The 18,820-nt window shown below is 39.1% G+C and carries 18 protein-coding genes and 1 pseudogene; 3 read left to right on the top strand and 16 right to left on the bottom strand.

Going from position 1 to position 18,820, the window contains the following annotated elements:
- Positions 1-4: 4 nt before the first annotated feature.
- The 7 genes from ACIQ7N_RS05615 to lplA all read right to left on the bottom strand — a co-directional run bounded on the left by ACIQ7N_RS05615 (position 5) and on the right by lplA (position 4,166).
- Positions 5-439 carry a hypothetical protein gene (locus ACIQ7N_RS05615; RefSeq protein ID WP_402930712.1) on the bottom strand — a complete coding sequence of 145 codons (435 nt, stop codon included), beginning with the start codon at positions 437-439 and terminating at the stop codon, positions 5-7.
- 11 nt (positions 440-450) lie between these two features.
- Positions 451-1,434 (bottom strand): sensor histidine kinase, encoded by a 984-nt coding sequence (locus ACIQ7N_RS05610; protein ID WP_402930710.1) that lies wholly within the window; start codon positions 1,432-1,434, stop codon positions 451-453.
- Positions 1,434-2,138, bottom strand: coding sequence for a response regulator transcription factor (locus ACIQ7N_RS05605; protein WP_142509258.1), 705 nt, complete (start codon positions 2,136-2,138; stop codon positions 1,434-1,436). The genes ACIQ7N_RS05610 and ACIQ7N_RS05605 overlap by 1 nt, the downstream gene beginning before the upstream one ends.
- Positions 2,139-2,399: 261 nt before the next feature.
- A complete protein-coding gene (locus ACIQ7N_RS05600; RefSeq protein WP_402930708.1) occupies positions 2,400-2,588 on the bottom strand; it encodes a hypothetical protein in 189 nt (62 codons plus the stop codon).
- A 17-nt stretch (positions 2,589-2,605) separates the two neighbouring features.
- Positions 2,606-2,821, bottom strand: coding sequence for a hypothetical protein (locus ACIQ7N_RS05595; protein WP_402930707.1), 216 nt, complete (start codon positions 2,819-2,821; stop codon positions 2,606-2,608).
- A gap of 27 nt (positions 2,822-2,848) precedes the next feature.
- A complete protein-coding gene (locus ACIQ7N_RS05590) occupies positions 2,849-3,010 on the bottom strand; it encodes a hypothetical protein (protein ID WP_402930705.1) in 162 nt (53 codons plus the stop codon).
- 163 nt (positions 3,011-3,173) lie between these two features.
- Positions 3,174-4,166 carry a lipoate--protein ligase gene (gene lplA, locus ACIQ7N_RS05585; protein WP_402930703.1) on the bottom strand — a complete coding sequence of 331 codons (993 nt, stop codon included), beginning with the start codon at positions 4,164-4,166 and terminating at the stop codon, positions 3,174-3,176.
- Positions 4,167-4,310: 144 nt separating this feature from the next.
- Between lplA and yhfH the strand changes: the two genes are divergently transcribed.
- Complete coding sequence (gene yhfH, locus ACIQ7N_RS05580; RefSeq protein WP_132362068.1) at positions 4,311-4,436, top strand: protein YhfH; 126 nt, start codon at positions 4,311-4,313, stop codon at positions 4,434-4,436.
- 453 nt (positions 4,437-4,889) lie between these two features.
- On the opposite strand, the gene ACIQ7N_RS05575 is transcribed toward yhfH, so the two are convergent.
- From ACIQ7N_RS05575 to ACIQ7N_RS05550, 6 genes are all read right to left on the bottom strand, one after another.
- On the bottom strand, positions 4,890-7,079 hold the full coding sequence (locus ACIQ7N_RS05575) for a YhgE/Pip family protein (RefSeq protein ID WP_402930701.1): 2,190 nt from the start codon (positions 7,077-7,079) through the stop codon (positions 4,890-4,892).
- 114 nt (positions 7,080-7,193) lie between these two features.
- Positions 7,194-7,766, bottom strand: coding sequence for a TetR/AcrR family transcriptional regulator (locus ACIQ7N_RS05570; protein ID WP_132362072.1), 573 nt, complete (start codon positions 7,764-7,766; stop codon positions 7,194-7,196).
- Positions 7,767-7,903: 137 nt separating this feature from the next.
- Positions 7,904-8,413, bottom strand: coding sequence for a FixH family protein (locus ACIQ7N_RS05565; RefSeq protein WP_402930699.1), 510 nt, complete (start codon positions 8,411-8,413; stop codon positions 7,904-7,906).
- 3 nt (positions 8,414-8,416) lie between these two features.
- Positions 8,417-9,805, bottom strand: coding sequence for a sensor histidine kinase (locus tag ACIQ7N_RS05560; RefSeq protein WP_402930696.1), 1,389 nt, complete (start codon positions 9,803-9,805; stop codon positions 8,417-8,419).
- Positions 9,802-10,485, bottom strand: coding sequence for a response regulator transcription factor (locus ACIQ7N_RS05555; RefSeq protein WP_132362078.1), 684 nt, complete (start codon positions 10,483-10,485; stop codon positions 9,802-9,804). The genes ACIQ7N_RS05560 and ACIQ7N_RS05555 overlap by 4 nt, the downstream gene beginning before the upstream one ends.
- Positions 10,482-11,447, bottom strand: coding sequence for a YncE family protein (locus ACIQ7N_RS05550; protein WP_402930834.1), 966 nt, complete (start codon positions 11,445-11,447; stop codon positions 10,482-10,484). Before ACIQ7N_RS05550 ends, ACIQ7N_RS05555 begins: the two co-directional genes overlap by 4 nt.
- Positions 11,448-11,640: 193 nt before the next feature.
- Between ACIQ7N_RS05550 and ACIQ7N_RS05545 the strand changes: the two genes are divergently transcribed.
- Both ACIQ7N_RS05545 and ACIQ7N_RS23675 read left to right on the top strand, forming a co-directional pair.
- The gene (locus ACIQ7N_RS05545; RefSeq protein ID WP_402930694.1) at positions 11,641-12,726 is read left to right on the top strand and encodes a glycosyltransferase; all 1,086 of its coding nucleotides are present in this window, start codon (positions 11,641-11,643) and stop codon (positions 12,724-12,726) included.
- Positions 12,727-14,396: 1,670 nt separating this feature from the next.
- Positions 14,397-14,492 (top strand): annotated as a pseudogene (locus ACIQ7N_RS23675) (collagen-like protein); the annotation flags it as partial.
- Positions 14,493-15,112: 620 nt separating this feature from the next.
- Here the strand turns inward: ACIQ7N_RS23675 and hemY are convergent.
- The 3 genes from hemY to hemE form a co-directional block, all read right to left on the bottom strand.
- On the bottom strand, positions 15,113-16,540 hold the full coding sequence (hemY, locus tag ACIQ7N_RS05535; protein WP_132364121.1) for a protoporphyrinogen oxidase: 1,428 nt from the start codon (positions 16,538-16,540) through the stop codon (positions 15,113-15,115).
- 14 nt (positions 16,541-16,554) lie between these two features.
- Positions 16,555-17,475: a ferrochelatase gene (hemH, locus tag ACIQ7N_RS05530; protein WP_402930691.1), complete on the bottom strand. Its 921-nt coding sequence runs from the start codon at positions 17,473-17,475 to the stop codon at positions 16,555-16,557.
- A 161-nt stretch (positions 17,476-17,636) separates the two neighbouring features.
- The gene (gene hemE, locus ACIQ7N_RS05525; RefSeq protein ID WP_402930689.1) at positions 17,637-18,686 is read right to left on the bottom strand and encodes a uroporphyrinogen decarboxylase; all 1,050 of its coding nucleotides are present in this window, start codon (positions 18,684-18,686) and stop codon (positions 17,637-17,639) included.
- Positions 18,687-18,820: the final 134 nt, after the last annotated feature.

Below are 18,820 nucleotides of genomic sequence, written 5' to 3'. Positions count from 1 at the left end.
CACCTTATTTCTTGTTTAATTCCATAGATTCTGGTAACAGCCATTGCAATACTACCTCAAAGCCAATTTGAAAATGCGGCTCTGTTAATGATTCAGCTAACTGATTACCATCCTCCTCCACTAGACTAAAGCAATGCGACCCAACAATTACATCCCAGGCATCCATTTCGCCTTCCATGATTTCTCCACAAACCGTATAATGCCCACTGTACATCACTTGTTCACCTTCTACTGGAAAAGCGTTAAGTAAAGTTGGTTTATGTAAGTCTAGCCCAAGCTTATTCGAAAAATGCATTACTTCTTCATTAAACAAAAGACTAGCTTTACGGAAATTTTTACAGGATAAACAATTACAAACATCATTTTGCGATTCGTATAATGTCTCTGTTTTTTCTGTCTCTACATGTAAAACCCATTCATCCAAACGTACTTCTATCATTTCCGATCCCCCTAATTCGTAAATGTCACTGTAACAATTGTTCCTTTTCCTACCTCTGATGTAATGTGTAATTCGTGACCGAGTTTTTCACAGATTTCTTTTGCTAAATATAAGCCCATCCCTGTGGATTCCCCAGTTTTACGCCCATTCTCACCAGTAAAAAAGGCTTTAGTGACACGAGAAAGATCGGAAGCTGGAATACCGATACCTTCATCACGAATGGCTAATTGTACGTAGTCACTCTTTTTAATGGCAGAAATGACTATTTTTTTATTTGATTCAAACGTATATTTAACCGCATTCGTTACAAATTGTCCGAGAATAAAGCGCAGCCATTTTGAATCACTTGCTACGATAATATCATCCTCAATATGAATTTCTGGGAAAACACGCTTTGTAATAAATAAACGTTTATTTTCATTTACAGTTGCAGTCACAATCGTTTTTAAAGCAACCTGTTCTACTTGCATATCCTCTTCAAAATTTTCTAATCGTGCATTCACCAACACCATATCCAGGCCTCTTCGCAAACGGTCAATTTCCTCCTGCACATTCTTTTTATCGAGAGGACGTTCATCCTGCAATAAAAGCTCAATAACAGAAATTGGCGTTTTCATCTGATGCACCCATTGATTAATAAACTGATCATGCCGTTTTTGACCTGCATATAACGTTTGAAGCTCATGCTTATATAGTCGATATAGTTCATGCATATATTTCTCAACCTGTATAGCCTCAGGTGTTTTAGCATTTTTTTGCAACACATCCTCCATTGTTTTAGGCAGCAGTGATATTTTTAATAAATAACGTTGGCGCATTAAATAACGGATCAGTAAAAACGAGGCTAATAACACTAAACTAATACAGAAGGAATAAATAGCAGTATCAACATTGCGAAAACCGTCCAACCAATATAAAACCATGATGAAGCCGACTAATATGATCTGGAATACAATGAACGATGCGTAATCACGCAAAAATAATTTCCAGCCCACTACAACTCACCTGCACTTAAAATAAAGCGATAGCCCGCTCCACGTACAGTTTCTATAGAAGACGCAATATGATAATCAGCTAACTTTTTCCGCACTCGTGTCATATTGACGTTCAACGTATTCTCATCGACAAATGCCTGATCGTCCCAAAGCTCTTCTAACAGTTGCTCACGTGTTACTACTTTTGGAGCATTTCCCATTAACAGTTCTAAAATGATACATTCTTTTTTCTGCAGTGGAATTTCTAAATCATTTTTATGAAGCTCCATTCTTTCTAAATGAAGAATAAGCTGTCCTTGTTTAATTGTCCGCTCCTCTTGTCTTGCTGCATATTCACCATATGTACGACGCAAGTGACTGCGGATTTTAGCCAGTACAATTTCATAATTAAATGGCTTCGTAATGAAATCGTCGCCCCCATTTTCAAGCGCAAAAATTTGATCCATTTCGCCAGAACGAGCGGAAATGAAAATAATTGGACAAGTTGTATGTTGACGTAGCTGGCGACACCAATAGTAGCCATCGTACGAAGGTAAATTTATATCAAGCAACACCATATGTGGATTAAATGCTGTAAATTCTTCAACGAGATGATCAAATTCTTTGATCGTTTCAACTTCGTATTGATATTTTCTAAGCGTTTCTGCAAGCAATGACGCAATCTTTACATCATCTTCGACAATAAATATTCGATGCTTCTCCATACCAACACTCCTTTCTATCTTATATTGTATCAAAAAAAGGTTCGATGACATAACTGTCAGCGAACCTTTTGTAGCAAAAGTTAACCCGAATTATTAGCTAGAGATATTTGTCTCAAAATACCTTTGCCTCAATTAGTGGCATCCCCTTAACGTGGGTGTTAATTTCCGTTCCTACTCGGCGCTTTCCTGAGTGCGTTCGTGTGCCGCGTTCTTCGGCTTTTCTATCCGTCGATTCGTTTTCCTTCCGTCGCTCTGGCCCTTCTATCTGTCGATTCGTTTTCCTTCCGTCGTTCTCGCCCTTCTATCCGTCGCTCTGACACTCCTATCCGTCACTTTGACTCTTTCATCCGTCGCTCTGGCCCCTCTATCCGTCGATTCGTTTTCCTTCCGTCGTTCTCGCCGTTCTATACGTCGCTCTGGCACTCCTATCCGTCGCTTCGGCTCTTTCATCCGTCGCTCTGGCCCTTCTATCCCTCGATTCGTTTTCCTTCCGTCGTTCTCGCCCTTCTATCCGTCGCTCCGACACTTCTATCCGTCACTTCGGCTCTTTTATCCGTCGCTCTGGCCCCTCTATCCGTCGATTCGTTTTCCTTCCGTAGTTCTCGCCCTTCTATCCGTCGCTTCGGCTCTTTCATCCGTCGCTTTCCAGTTAAGTCCTTAATATTGTGTAAAATTTTATACAATGTTCTTCAACTCTGACTTTAGTTTTGTCAAATTGTCCAGCTTATGTTGGAATTCGCCGCTAAAACACGAAATTCCGCCGCTAACCAAGCAAGGATCGCCGCTAAAACACGCATCCGTCCATCACAGGATGTAATGCCTTCAGCCTTCGTTTCTCTATTGCTAATTTCCAATGAGTCGCCAAGCTGCATGATACATATCATCTACCTTTGTTTATCGAAACACTTTTACGTTTTATCGCCCAACTTTTAATTTTTATCGACATCCAAAAAGGATTCATACACAAAATTGTGTGTGAATCCTTTTACTTTATTTTGTCAAACTCGAATCCTCAATTTTCTACGCAAGCTTTTCTTAATAAATTAATTGTAAAAACTCTTCTGTCGTAATTCCACCAAAGTATGTTGGAATATCAATATTTGTTAACGCCTCAGCAATTGCAGTTCGATCATAGTTTGTCCCAACTAATCGTTGTTCAACATCTGCCATGTCGCCCACGCCGAAGAAATCACCAAAAATATGCGCTTCTTCAATAATTCCGTGATTCACCTCTAAGCGAATATCAATGCCTCCTGTTGGGAAACGATGTGTTTTTTGAATGTTAAAACGTGGTGATTTCCCATAGTTCCATTCCCATGTTTGATAACGCTCAGCAGATAGCTTATGGATATTTGCCCAATCTTCCTCTGTTAACTCATAATAGCGAATATTTTCCTCACCACCGAAAATGGATTTTAAAATTTCTAGGCGGAATTCTTCGACTGTCATCTTGTCCTTTAAGAACTCTGAAATATTAGCTACTCGTGAACGGATCGATTTAATGCCCTTTGATTCAATTTTATCTTTTTTCACCTTTAATGCGGATACAACAGCATCAATTTCTGTATCAAACATTAAAGTACCATGGCTAAATATACGGCCCTTTGTAGAAAACTGTGCGTTACCAGAAACTTTACGCCCTTCTGCCAAAATGTCATTACGGCCAGAAAGCTCAGCTTGAACGCCCATTTTTGCAAGTGCTTCTACAACAGGCTGCGTAAACTTTTTGTAATTCATAAAGCTATCGCCGTCGTCTTTCGTGATAAAACTGAAGTTAAGATTCCCTAAATCATGATACACCGCGCCCCCACCAGAAAGACGTCGCACAACGATAATGCCATTATCCTCTACATAATCAGTATTAATCTCTTCTATAGTATTTTGGTTTTTACCAATGATGATTGACGGCTGATTAATGTAAAAAAGTAGCACTGGCTCCTTCTCAACATCCATTGTTTTTAATAAATACTCCTCAATGGCAAGGTTAATGCGTGGGTCATGAATCCCTTTATTATCAACGAATATCATAAATTTCGTTTCCTCCTTCACAAAATATCCATATTTATTTTATCGTAAATTAGGCATTTTGTGTTGACGAAAAGCATCTGTTATAATACACTATAAAATATCAAAACAGTAATAGTACAGATGAATTTAAAGGAGGAGTCCACAATGTTAGAAAATGTAGTTGAATTTTTCAAGAACCTACCTGCCAAGCAATGCACAGAATGCGGTGAAAAAATTGAAGAACAAAGTGAATGCTACAGCAACACTTGTGAAAACTGTAACCACCTATAAGCATTTGCCTATTCTGTGAAGTAGTCATATACGTGCCCCACACGTACTAATAATGACAACCCTCATCATATTTTGATGAACCCTTAATTTAATCTCTTACACTTACAAAACAGCAGCTGATACGCTCATATCAGCTGCTGTTTTTTGTGCGATTTTGTTGCATATGAGCGATTTTACTTTCTACCTGATCCGTTTTCGATGATACCCGAGCAGTTCTTCTCTTTACCTGATCAGTTTGCGAGGATACCCGAGCAGTTCTTCTCTCTACCTGATTAGTTTCCGGGGATACCCGAGTAGTTCTACTCTCTACCTGATCAGTTTTCAAAGCTACCCGAGCAGGTTTATTCTCTACCTGATCAGTTTTTGGCAGCTCTTCCTCCTCCCCATTTAAAGCAATCATTCAACCACAAAAAAACACCCACCAATATTGGTGGGTGCAAAAAATTCCTATTTTTAGTTTTCTTCAGCTACTTTTGAGTAACGTTTTGTGTGTAGTAACATGAAATAACCGAAAGTAATAGCTAAGAACGCTACTAGGAAGCCTGCTAGAATTCCGTAGTTTTGCATTAAGAATGATGTATCACCAGTTGAGATACTTGCTTTAAATGCTTGAACAGTATATGTCATTGGTAATAATTTATTCAACCATTGTAATTCTGATGGGATTAACTCAAGTGGGAATGTACCCGCACTTGTTGTAAGTTGTAAAATTAATACAACAATCGCCAAGAAGCGTCCTGGATCACCGAAAATAGATACTAACATTTGAATTAAAGCTAAGAAAACATAGCTTGTTAATAACGCTGTTAGGAAGTAGTATCCTAAACTATATACTTCAAGACCTAAAGTCAATTTTACTATAAACACTGTTAATATAGTTTGAATTAAGCCGACCATTGCTAAAACTGAGACTTTACTTGTAAACCAAGTTGCTCCATTTTTTGGACGAATCGCTGGTTCCACAAGTGGGAACACGATAGAGATTAATAATGCACCAACGAATAAGCCAAGAGAAATAAAGTATGGTGAGAAACCTGTTCCATAGTTAGGTACATGGTTAACAGATTCTTTATCAACCTCTACTGGGCTACCTACCATATCATATGTGTCTTTACCTGCATGAACTTCTTTTGCTTTTTCACTTGCTTCACCTAGTTTGCTAGATAAAGTTGATGTACCATCTACAAGTTCAGTTGTACCATCAGCAAGCGTTTTAGAACCTTCTGCTAATTCACCTGATTTAGATGCAAGTGTTGATGTACCTTGATTCAATGTTGTTGAACCACTTGCTAGCTCATTTAAACCTGAAGCTAATGTTTTAGAACCTGTTACGGCTGTCTTAACACCAGCATTTAATTCACCTAATTTTTGAGCAAGTGTTGCATTACCAGCTTGGAGACCTTTTGCTCCTTCGATTAATGCACCACTTTTTGATGTTAATGCATTAGCGCCTGCTAACACTTGTGATTGACCTGCTGCAATTTGCGATGCACCAGAACTTAATTGATTAGCACCAGCTTGTAATTGACCTGTACCAGCAGTTAAAGAACCTAAACCATTATGCACGCTTGCACTTCCTGCTTGTAGCTCTGCTAATGTTTGTTTTAATACTGCCGCTTGCTCTTCAGGCAATGAAGCCATCATGCCTTGTAATTGATTAGATAAAGCTGTGATGCCTTCTGCTACTTTTGCAGAACCCGCTGTTAATTGGCCTGCTGCACCATTTAATTTACCGGCATTATCAGCGATTGAAGCTGCGCCTGCACTAATTTGTTTTTGTTTATCGCTAAGTGTAGCTAAACCTGCTTGAACTTGCGCTACACCTTGTGTATATTGTGATACACCTTGCGAAAGACTTGATGCTCCTGTTGCTGCTTGCTGTGCACCCTTTTGTAACTGTACTGTACCGTCTTGTAATTTTACTAGACCAGTAGATAAGTCATTTGCACCTTTTGCAGCATCTCCAGCACCTTTAGTAATCTTATCTGCACCATTTGACAATTCAACTGTACTAGATGCTAATTTCTCAAGATAACCTTTTAAATCTTTTGCACCATTGGCTAAAGTTTTTGCACCTTCATCTAGCTTACTTGAGCCATCTGCAGCCTCTGTAAAGCCATCTCCAAGTGTTGTAATTGAATCAAATAATTTTTCTGCATAAGTAGCAGAAACTTTTGAATTCACTTCCGCACGAACACGGTCCATTGCTGTTTCACCAATTTGTGCACCAAGGAAGTTTAATCCTTCATTCGGAATATAATTCATAACTAGTTTAGAAGGTTTGTCATCTAATAACGTAGTTGCATGCTCTGAGAAATTTGTTGGAATTTCTAGAATCATATAATAGTCTCGACCATGTAAGCCTTTTTCAGCTTCTTCTTTGGAAACGTCAATAAACTTAAACTCGTTACTATCGACAAGCTTATCGACTAATTCTTTCCCTAGATCTAATTTAACCCCTTCCATTTCTGCGCCCTTATCTTGATTGACAACAGCTACTGGTAAATTAGGCAGGCCTTCATACGGATCCCAGAACGCCCATAAGAACATGCCTGCGTACATCACCGGGATAAATAATACAGCGATTATTGAAACAAGCATTTTTCTTGTTTTTAAGATTTTAAGCCACTCAGCTTTAATCATAAGTTTTCTTCACTCCTATAATATTTGACCGAAAACGTCAGTCGGTCATTTTTATTCAAAAAAAAACCTAAATCCTCAATAGACTGTCATTGATTCACCTTTAGCTCAGCTGAATCAAGTTAGAATTAGCCCACGGAAGATTGTTTCCTTGAAAAGATTTAATATCTTTTCTTCAGGAATAATGTCGCCATGTAGCTCATGCCAATCAACGACAAATGCTAGATACGCCTTTAACAACAGAAAGCTTACTAATTCTGCATCACAATCTCTAATTTCTCCTTTATCGATACGTCTTTGAATTAATTCTGTAACGTAGGATAAAATTTCAGTCTCAATGCGAACTAAAGCTTGTTTAACTACTGGCGTTCGTAGCTCTTTTTCTTCCTCTAATAACTTCGCAAATAAAAGATGTTTTTCACGGAACTGTAGCATTTTCATTAAAGCATTATGCGCATTGTCCATAAAGCTAGCGGATGCATCCAACACTACATCTGCTTCTGCTTGCATCTCTCGTACAAGTGACATAGCTATCTCTTGAAATAAAATTTCTTTATTTGCAAAGAATGTGTAAATCGTCCCTTTACCGACGTTAGCGATTTTAGCCACTTGCTCCATTGTTGTTGCCTTGTAACCAAACAATGTAAAGGATTTTGCAGCTGCTTCAAGAATTTCCTGCCTACGATCCATTAATAACATCCTTTCTTGTTATGTTATGTACATGCCTTTGTACACGAAAATGATAATGACCAGAAAACCATTCCGGTCATCTGGTCATTATCATATTCCTATTTTAAAAATAATGCAAGCATTAATTGTGATTTTTTTCACTTTTTTTCATGATCACTATGCTCAGAAGTATCATTACCGTGATTCATCATGTTATGATCCATACTATTGTTATTTGCTTTTTCATCCTCTGGTAAAACTTTCGTCATATCAGGGCTGCCAGCAGTAATTTGTTGCTTCGGCATAGTATGAACACCATTAGCAGTTGTATGAGCATACATATAATATACCCCATCGTGGTCAAATGTAGTCGTCGCTTTATAAACGCCATCTTTCTCTAATTCACCGTCAATCATTTGCGATTGATCACGTTTACCAGATTCCCAAACCTCAAATTGTACAACTGCATTATCCACTTTTTTGCCACCTTGTACAACTTGCGCCGCAAGATCAATTGTTTCATTGATCGCTACTTCTTTCGGTGTTAAAATTTCAACTTCTGGTATTGGAGCTACTTCAGGCTCTGGTAGCGCTGCTGACTCTTTCTTTTCTCCGCAACCTACTAATAATGCAGGTACTGCAACTAATGCCAATAACCATTTTTTCATGTTTTATTCCTCCATTAACGGCAATGTGATTTTTACAACTGTGCCTTTTTCAACTTCACTTTCAATCTCAATCTTGCCATGTAACTGCTTCAACAATTGTTCAACAATTGACAGGCCTAGTCCACTACCACCATCTGCTCGGCTCCGCGCTTTGTTAACACGATAAAAACGCTCGGTTACATGCGATAAATCCTTTTGAGGAATACCCATTCCATAATCCTTAATGATAATTTGTGCTCTAGCATCTTTCTCTAAGGCAGTAATTTCAACCTTTGACTGTTCATACGAGTAATTAATGGCATTTTCAATAATATTAATAAAAATTTGTTTCAGCTTTACTTCATCCGCTTTGATGATTAATGCATCATCAGCATCTAAATGGAGTACTATGTTCTTCTTCTCTGCCTGATGAGTTAATATTTTTTGAACCTCACGTATTGTTTCGGCAAGAGGAATTGGATATAAAGTAATTTCTGCTTGTTCATTTTCCATACGAGCAAGTTGAAGCAATTCATTCGTTAAACGTTCCATACGATTTGCCTCGCGTACAATAAGCTGGATCGTTTCCTCTTTTTGATGTTCTGGGATAATACCTTTTTGCATCGCTTCGCTATAGCCTTTTACATAGCTAATAGGTGTCCGCAATTCATGTGAAACAGTCGCCAAAAACGTCTTTTGAGCCTCATCCTCTTGTTGGATCGCCTCTGCCATTTGATTAAAGGTGCTCGATAGCCTTCCGATTTCATCTTTCGAATGAACTGGCACACGCGTTCCATAGTTTCCGTATGACATTTGCTCAACAGCTCTTTGTAAATTACTTAACGGTCGCATAATATGTCGAATTCCTTTATAAATTAAATAGCTGATGACAAGTAAAAATATAAAGGCGCTGACAAATAAGAAAATGACTTCATTATTCGCTAACTCACTTATTTTTGCTAGTGGGAAGTATATATAAATAATTCCTTCGAGCCTATTTTGATCCACTAGCGGAAGTACTACAGAAATTAGCTGTCTATCAAATCGGGGTTCATATCCAATTTTTTGTACATATTCACCCGCAAGTAATTGCTGTCGCTCTTCTGGACCAATTAATGTTTCGAAATCTATATCAAACGGCACACAGGCACTTAGTTCTCGCGGATTTCTTACTGCAAAAATATTCAAATTCGAATAATTAGCATAATGTTCAATATCTGCAATAAATTCATCTGTTACCTTACTACCTGTATACATCGTTTGTAGCTTTGTCCCTACTTCTACCATCATCTCTTCTGTGTCTTCTACATAAAGTCTTTCATATAAATAATCTGTCAGGACATACATAAAGACAACGGTAATGATCAAAAATGCAAAGATTAATAGCCAAATGCGTGTTGAAATTTTTTTCATTCGCCAGGATCAAAGCGATAGCCCACTCCCCAGACAGTTTGAATATGCCCCGCCGCTTCCTTTCCAAGCTTTAGACGTAAGGTTTTTATATGAGTGTCAACAGTTCTTGTTCCCCCTACATAATCAATATCCCAAATGCGTTCTAGTAATTGTTCCCTCGTATAAGCATTTCCAGGATTATTCATAAATAAATGTAATAGTTCAAATTCCTTCAACGTAAGTGGAACACTCTTTCCATCTACAGATACCTTGCGTGCTATCTCATCTATTTTAATAGGTCCTAATATCACATATTTTTGCTGCAAGTCTTCAATATTAGTACCACTTCTTCTTAGCACTGCATGAATTCGCGCAACTAGTTCGTCATTTGTAAAGGGTTTTACAATATAATCATCTCCGCCAATTGTTAAGCCTTTTACCTTATCCTCATTTGCATCACGTGCTGTCAGGAAAATAATTGGTATATTCGACATCGCACGTATACTTTGACAAACCGCAAAGCCATCTTCGTGCGGCATCATCACATCAAGTAGAACTAAATCAATATTTTCGCGTACAATCATATCGTAGGCTTCTGTACCACTTGCTGCAGTTACGGTCTCAATTTTTGCATTATGGAGCATCATTTCTATTAAATTACGCATATCTTGCTCATCATCAACAATTAATACAGTTGTCACATTTTTTCCTCCCTCACTAACAATTGAAAAGCACCTTTCCCCACATCAACTGTTTTTTTCACCTGACCTTCTTTTATAAAATACAAAGTATGGTCATCATAACCAGCGACAACAATATAATCTTTAAACTGATTTACGACAAACGGATTAGCTCCTACCTCTTGCTGCCATTTCACATTTCCATCAAAGTCAGCAACATATAATGCATTACGGCCATGACTAACAACGAGAACAGCATCCTTTGTTTTGGTTAATCCAACAGGCATTAAAGGCATTGCTATCTCCCCTTGTTTGACGCCTGTTATAAGATCATATTTTTTAACAGAGCTATTCGGTTTACTTCCTTCTCCATGGCCACCAATCCATAGTTCATTTTTCTCTTCAAGAATTGCTATTCCATGTGATGATTTTTGAATCGGCCACTCTTGTTCAATTTCTAGATTCTCAATATTTAACACCGATAATTTCGTATCTTTATAATTAATCACATATAGCTTATCTTTATAGGCTGCCATTGACATAGGATAATTACCAAGCTTCTGTGTTGCCAGTTCATTGCCCTCTTCATCAAAGCTTGTCACTGTATTCGTTTTGCTATTCGTCATAAAAAACTGTTTTCTATTTTCAGCATAATACGCATTCGTTGAGCCAAGCTGTACTTTTTTGGAATAGAGCTTCTTTCCAGTTGATAATGTATAGATGTCAATTTCATTTAATTGATGACCATACAATAACAGACGATCATTTCCGAGGAGAATTGCCCCCGAGTAAGCTTTATCTAATAACCATGTTGCTTTCACATTACCTTGTTCATCGATAAAATCTAGAGAAGGCTCTTGTATATTTAAGGATGCAATAAAATTCTGATCGCGTTCAATAGGCTCAAACGATTTCTCTGTACACCCTACTAGCAATACTAGCTGTACTAAAGAAAAAATGAAAATTGCCCATTTTTTCAACATCATCACCTCTGTTTCTTAACTATACTTCACAATTGTGAAATTCACGTGAAACTTGAGAGGTAAATTTATGACAAAGAAAACAAGCAAATTTCACAATTATTATTATGTAATGCTACAAATACGAGCATTTATCCAAACCAAAATTATAGTAGCACATATACTACATAGATTATGGTAAGGAGGAATCAACTTTATGGTAACCATCAGCTTATGTATGATTGTGAAAAATGAAGAAGCTGTCATCGGTAGATGTCTAACGTCTGTAAAAGACTTAGTCGATGAGATTAATATCATCGATACTGGCTCTACCGACAATACAAAGCAAATTGTTAAAGAGTTTACAGATCGTATTTTTGATTTTGAGTGGATTCATCATTTTGCAGCTGCAAGAAATTTTTCATTCCAACAAGCTTCAAAGGAGTACATTTTATGGCTAGATGCAGATGACGTATTATTAGAGGAGGATCAGGAAAAATTTAAAGCACTAAAAGAATCCCTGACCCTTGATATAGATGCCGTTTCAATGAATTATAATTTAAGCTTTGATAATGAAGGAAATGTAAGTTCTCTAATAAGAAGATATCGCTTAGTAAGAAGGGATAAACAATTCCAATGGATAGGTGCCGTACACGAATATTTAGAAGTAGGTGGAAAACTATTGGATAGTAATGTCTCTGTCAGTCATTTACCACTTAGTCACGATCATTCACGAAATATTAATATCTATAAGCAATTAGTTGACTCAGGAGAACCGCTCTCTCCACGAGATACTTTTTATTACGCAAATGAATTACTAGATCACGGACAATTTGAGGACGCAATATTTTACTATGAAACGTTTTTAACTTCAAAATTAGGCTGGGTAGAAGACAATATTACAGCCTGTTTCAAATTAGCAGACTGTTATTCTCATTTAAATGATCCCGAAAATAATTTGAGTTCCATTCTAAGAAGCTTTGAATACGATATTCCACGTCCTGAAGCGTGTTGTAGACTTGGTTTTATTTTTATGGAACAGGCCAAAACCTATGAAGCAATCTTTTGGTATGAACAAGCACTTAACATCAAACAAAATCCTAACGCTCCTTTTCAAAATAAAACCTTTACAACATGGTTACCCCATTTACAACTATGTGTCCTCTTTGATCGGTTACAACAATATGAACTTGCCAACGCACATAATGAATTAGCCAGATCCTTTTTACCAAATGACGAAAAAATACTACACAATAAAAAATATTTTGATCGTATTTTAAATAAAGAAAATGAAACATCATAAATATCTTCTATATTAATGGGTTGTTAGTAAACCGTGATTAAAAAATACTTTCGTCGCTATTGATATTTTTAGAATAACCAATGAGTTAACTGTCTATTTAACCTTCTCCCTCTATGAATACGCTATTTGAGAGAGGAGGTGAAACAATGCAATTTGGAAATTTTAAAGAGAGAGTTTGTAGTCAGTGTAATACATTCCCATGTTGTTGTAATCCTTGTGCTCCTAGCTGTCCTGTTTGGCCTATTAAACCTGGAAGAACTGGAGCTACTGGGGCTACTGGGGCTACTGGGGCTACTGGCTCTACTGGCTCTACCGGCGTGACTGGCTCTACTGGCTCTACCGGGGCTACTGGTGTTACTGGCTCTACTGGGGCTACGGGCGCTACCGGTGTTACTGGCTCTACTGGGGCTACGGGCGCTGCTGGCGTGACTGGCTCTACTGGCTCTACCGGGGCTACTGGTGTTACTGGCTCTACTGGTCCTACTGGCGCTACCGGTGTTACTGGCTCTACTGGCTCTACCGGTGTTACTGGTGTTACTGGCTCTACTGGCTCTACTGGCGCTACTGGCGCTACTGGCGCTACTGGTGCTACTGGTCCTACTGGTCCTACTGGTGACACTGGTCTTACTGGCTCTACCGGCTCTACTGGCGTTACTGGTTCTACTGGCGTTACTGGTGTTACTGGAGCTACTGGCGTTACTGGCTCTACTGGTGAAACCGGCGCTACTGGCGTTACTGGCGTTACTGGGGCTACTGGCGTTACTGGGGCTACTGGCGTTACTGGCTCTACTGGTGAAACCGGCGTTACTGGGGCTACTGGTGAAACCGGCGTTACTGGGGCTACTGGTGTTACTGGCGTTACTGGGGCTACTGGTGTTACTGGTATTACTGGCTCTGCTGGCGCTACTGGTTCTACTGGCTCTACTGGCGCTACGGGCGCTACGGGCGCTACTGGCTCTGCTGGCGTTACTGGGGCTACTGGCGTTACTGGCTCTACTGGTGAAACCGGCGTTACTGGTTCTACTGGTGTTACTGGCGTTACTGGTTCTACTGGTGTTACTGGCGTTACTGGCGTTACTGGGGCTACTGGTGTTACTGGTATTACTGGTATTACTGGCTCTGCTGGCTCTACTGGCTCTACTGGCTCTACTGGCTCTACTGGTGAAACCGGCTCTACTGGCTCTACTGGGGCTACTGGCGCTACTGGTCCTACTGGGGCTACTGGTCCTACTGGTGACACTGGTCTTACTGGCGCTACCGGCGTGACTGGGGCTACTGGCTCTACCGGCGCTACTGGCGTTACTGGTTCTACTGGCTCTACCGGCTCTACTGGCTCTACTGGCTCTACTGGCTCTACTGGCTCTACTGGCTCTACTGGCTCTACTGGCTCTACTGGCTCTACTGGCTCTACTGGCTCTACCGGTGTGACTGGCTCTACGGGTTCTACTGGGGCTACCGGCGTTACTGGCTCTACGGGTTCTACTGGGGCTGCCGGCGTTACTGGCTCTACGGGTTCTACTGGGGCTACCGGTGTGACTGGCTCTACGGGTGTCACTGGTCCTACTGGCGCTACGGGTTCTACTGGTGTTACTGGTGTTACTGGTATTATTGGTGCAACCGGGGCTACTGGCTCTACTGGTGTTACTGGTGCTACCGGCGCTACTGGCTCTACTGGTGTTACTGGTGCTACCGGCGCTACTGGCTCTACCGGCATTACCGGTGTTACTGGCATTACTGGACCAGCATTTACAGAAGGTTTCTCAGCATTCAATAATGGTATATCAGTAAGTGCTTCTACTACAATCACTAACTGGAGTGTTGCTGCTCCATATTTCACAACACCAGCATTTAATCCAACGACCGGAATTTTCACTGTTCCAACAACTGGAAGATATGCTTTTGAAGCTACAATCAACTACTCTACTGCTGCAGCAATTAGCATAAGTTTGGGGGCTGGCATCAATCCATCATTTGCTATTCGCCAAAACGCTACAACGAATTTAATAACCGGGCTATTCCCTTTATTAAATGTAAATATTATTGCCGTATTGACTTTACGTGCTGTCCTTGGTAATGGGACAGTAACATTGGCTGGAGAAGTCGATTTAAATGCAGGTGATACCATTGATTTATTCTACAATGCTAACGGTTTAACAATAGGGCTTACTCTTGGAGGAGCTAACTCTGGCGGTATTGTATGGTCTTGTCACCGAATTTCATAGCATTAAGATCTTTACTGGGAAAGTAGAAACTTACTTTCCCAGCTTTTAATTTGAGATATCTCACTTGTGCAATTCGTACTTTGCCCCATCAAACTTCAAAATAAAAAAAGTAGTACAAACATTGATCTTCAAGTTTGTACTACTTACTGATAACCATTTATTTCTTACAAATCCGCAAACATTTCCTTCAACATTTCTTCAGCAACATTTTTACCTTGCTCAACGCACTCAGGTATTGATATTCCTTCGAAGGAGCTCCCTGAGAGCCTTACAGCGGGAAAATGTTCACGTAACTCTTGTTTTGAACGTTCAACCTTCGCCTCATGTCCTACCGTATATTGTGGCATGGCATTTTTCCAGCGGGAAACTACAGTCATTAACGGCTCTCCATCTACACCAATTGTTTTCATTAAATCCTGCAATACAGTCTTTTCAATTTCTGTATCAGATAACGCAACAATTGCCTCATCGCCCACTCGGCCAATATAACTGCGTAACAGTACATAATCATCTGGTGTTGTACCAGGCCACTTGCGGTTAATCCACGTACAAGAAGTTATTGAAAAATCACTATTTCGGGAGACAAAAAATGATAACGCATCTAGATCACCTAACTGATCTTTTTTAAATGCCATTGTCACAGTAGCAATAGTTGCTGCCTTCATCGTACTCAATTCATTTAATAACTGGTGTTTACTGAACATTTTTCTTGCCACATTAAATGGTGTAGCAATAATAACAGCATCTGCTTTTAATTGTGTAAAATTGTTTAACAAAACTTGGACTGTACCATCCTTACCATGTTCAATTTCCTCAACTTTAACACCCTTCATAACTATCCCAGGAAGTAGTGATTCTTCAAGTTTTTCGATAAGTGTCTCAAGACCATTATTAAATGTTTGAAAAATCCCCTTATCTTTCGTATTGAGTTTGTTACTTAAAAAATTCGAACCAGACTTTTTCATACCAATCAGTAGGCTACGATATTTTTGCTCTAATCCATAGAGCTGTGGGAATGTAGAACGCATACTTAATTGCTCAATATCACCAGCAAATGTTCCAGCAAGTAATGGCTCTACTAAATTTTCTACAATTTCAGCACCGAATCTTCTTCTAAAAAATTGCCCTAATGGTTGGTCTTCGTTCTGGGCAGAACGAGGGATGAAAAAATCCCCCGCCGCACGAACTTTCCCGCTAAGTGAAAACAAACCTGATGTAATAAATGACGAGACATGTGGTGTTGCTCCAGACAAAAGATTGCTAGGGATTGGATACAATTGACTACCGACAGCAACGTAAGTCGGACCTGTATTGCTTGTAATCATTTCCTGTTCAATGCCTAAATCCTTTGCCAAAGCATATACATAATTCTCACGATCAAAAAAAGATTCTGGACCGCGCTCGATAATAAAGCCATCTTTTCTCAGTGTTTGTATTTTTCCGCCAAGACGTAATGACGACTCGACAAGTACGATATCTAACGGCAATTCTTTTGCGCTTGCTTCTTTTTGCAAATAGAACGCAGCTGTGAGGCCAGTAATACCACCGCCTACAACAACTACCTTTCGTCTTTTTTGAGTCACCAACATCATCACTTTCTTTTCGCTTAGCTTAATTTTTTATGAATGGCATCAACCATTCCATCAATAAATAACGGGTGTGTATTTGGCATTGCTGGACGATAATATTTCGCGCCAAGTTCTTCACAAACAACTTTACACTCATAATCGTTGTCATATAAAACTTCTAAATGTTCTGTTACAAAGCCAACTGGCGTATAAACGAACGAATGGAATCCTTTTTGCTCGTAAAGTTCACGCGTTAAGTCCTGAACATCTGGACCGATCCATGGCTCAGGTGTTTGCCCTGCTGACTGCCAGCCAACTTCTACATTGTTTACACCTGTCGCTTCTTTAATTAATCGAGCCGTCTCAATTAATTGATCTTCATATGGATCGCCTAGCTCTTTAATTTTCTCTGGAAGTGAGTGTGCAGACACGATTAAACATGCCTTTTCACGTTCTTCTTCTGACATTGCATTAAACGTTTCATTTACTTTCATTTTCCAATACTCAATGAACTTTGGTTCATCATACCAAGATTCTACAGAAGTAATGGTTAATCGATCTCCAGCCGCTTCTGTTGCACGACCATTATATGATTTAATAGAGAACGTTGAGAAGTGAGGAGCTAACACGATAGAAACCGCTTCTTTAATACCTTCCGCTACCATTCCTTCTACAGCATCTTCAATGAATGGGTGGATATGCTTTAATCCGATAAATAATTTGTATTCCACCTTATCTTGTACTTCATTTAAACGTGCACATAAAGCCTCAGCCTGCGCTTGAGTAGCAGCAGCAAGTGGCGATAATCCACCGATTGCTTCATAACGACTGCGTAAATCTTCTAAATGCTCTTCTGAAGGTTTGCGACCGTGGCGAATATGCGTATAGTAAGGTTCAATGTCTTCTTCTTTATAGGGTGTTCCGTATGCCATAACTAATAAGCCTTTAACTTCTTTCATTAACCTTTTCACCTCAAAATAATAGTTATCTTTAATCGGACATAATGTGACAAAAAGAAGCTGTCCAATTCATTAGGTTGGACAGCACCCTTTCTACGATGAAATCAAGATATCATTCATAAAAAAGAAATATGAGCGTTAATATCCTGTTCACATCTATATTAAGAGCGTGCTTGAATTTGTTGAGCACTATACTCATGAATAAGAGCTGTTAAACGTTTTAACACTTCTGGGTCTACCTCTGGGAATACACCATGACCTAGGTTAAAGATATGCCCTGGCATTTCTAAGCCTTGATCGATAATATCTTTCGTGCGTTTTTCAATAATTGACCAATCAGCAAGTAATAGCGACGGATCTAAATTGCCTTGTACTGGTTTAGTAATTCCGTTTGCACGTGCTTCTTTAATTGGTAAACGCCAATCTAAGCCAACAACATCAACCGGTAAATCATTCCACTCTTTCGCTAAATGACTTGCACCGACACCAAACTGAATAAGTGGCACATTTTCTTTTTTCAATTCAGCAAAAATACGTGTCATAATCGGTTTAATGAAGACACGATAATCTTCAACATTTAAAGCACCAACCCAAGAGTCAAATATTTGGATAGCTTTTGCTCCCGCTTCTACTTGAGCAGAAATATCAGAAATAATCATGTCAGCTAACTTGTCCATTAAAGCAAACCAAGCTTGAGGCTCTGATACCATAAATGACTTTGTTTTATTATAGTTTCTTGAAGGACCACCTTCAATCATATAGCTTGCGAGAGTAAATGGCGCACCTGCAAAGCCGATTAGAGGTACATTCAATTGTTCCGCTGTTAACATTTTTATTGTTTCTAAAACGTATGGTGTATGTTCTTTCGCATTGAATTCGCCTAGTTTTTCTATATCAGCGATTGAGCGAATAGGATTTGAAATTACAGGACCTACGCCTGCTTTGATTTTCACATCTACCCCAATACCAGGGAGTGGAGTTACTATATCTTTGTATAAAATTGCCGCATCAACATTGTAATTTTCTACTGGTAATCGTGTTACATATGCACAAAGCTCAGGTTGAAGTGTAATTTCCTCTAAAGAATACTTTTCTTTAATCGCACGATATTCTGGTTGAGAGCGTCCTGCTTGTCGCATATACCATACTGGTGTATGTTCAGTTCTTTCTCCTCGTGCAGCACGTAGAAGAGCATCATTAAAAGTTGTCATGAATAGTTCCTTCCCCTCAATAAATTCATATCGTAAAATTCTCTTGTTTATTTCATTATTATTGATATCCGTTTTCAATAGTAAACGCTTCCTCTGTTATTGTATAGTTTTCATAGTGAAATGTCATAAAATTG

This window comes from Lysinibacillus sp. NPDC095746 (assembly GCF_044763535.1).
Lineage (GTDB): Bacteria > Bacillota > Bacilli > Bacillales_A > Planococcaceae > Lysinibacillus.
The sequence above is the reverse complement of the archived record's forward strand: the minus strand, read 5'-3'. Positions and strand labels throughout refer to the sequence as shown.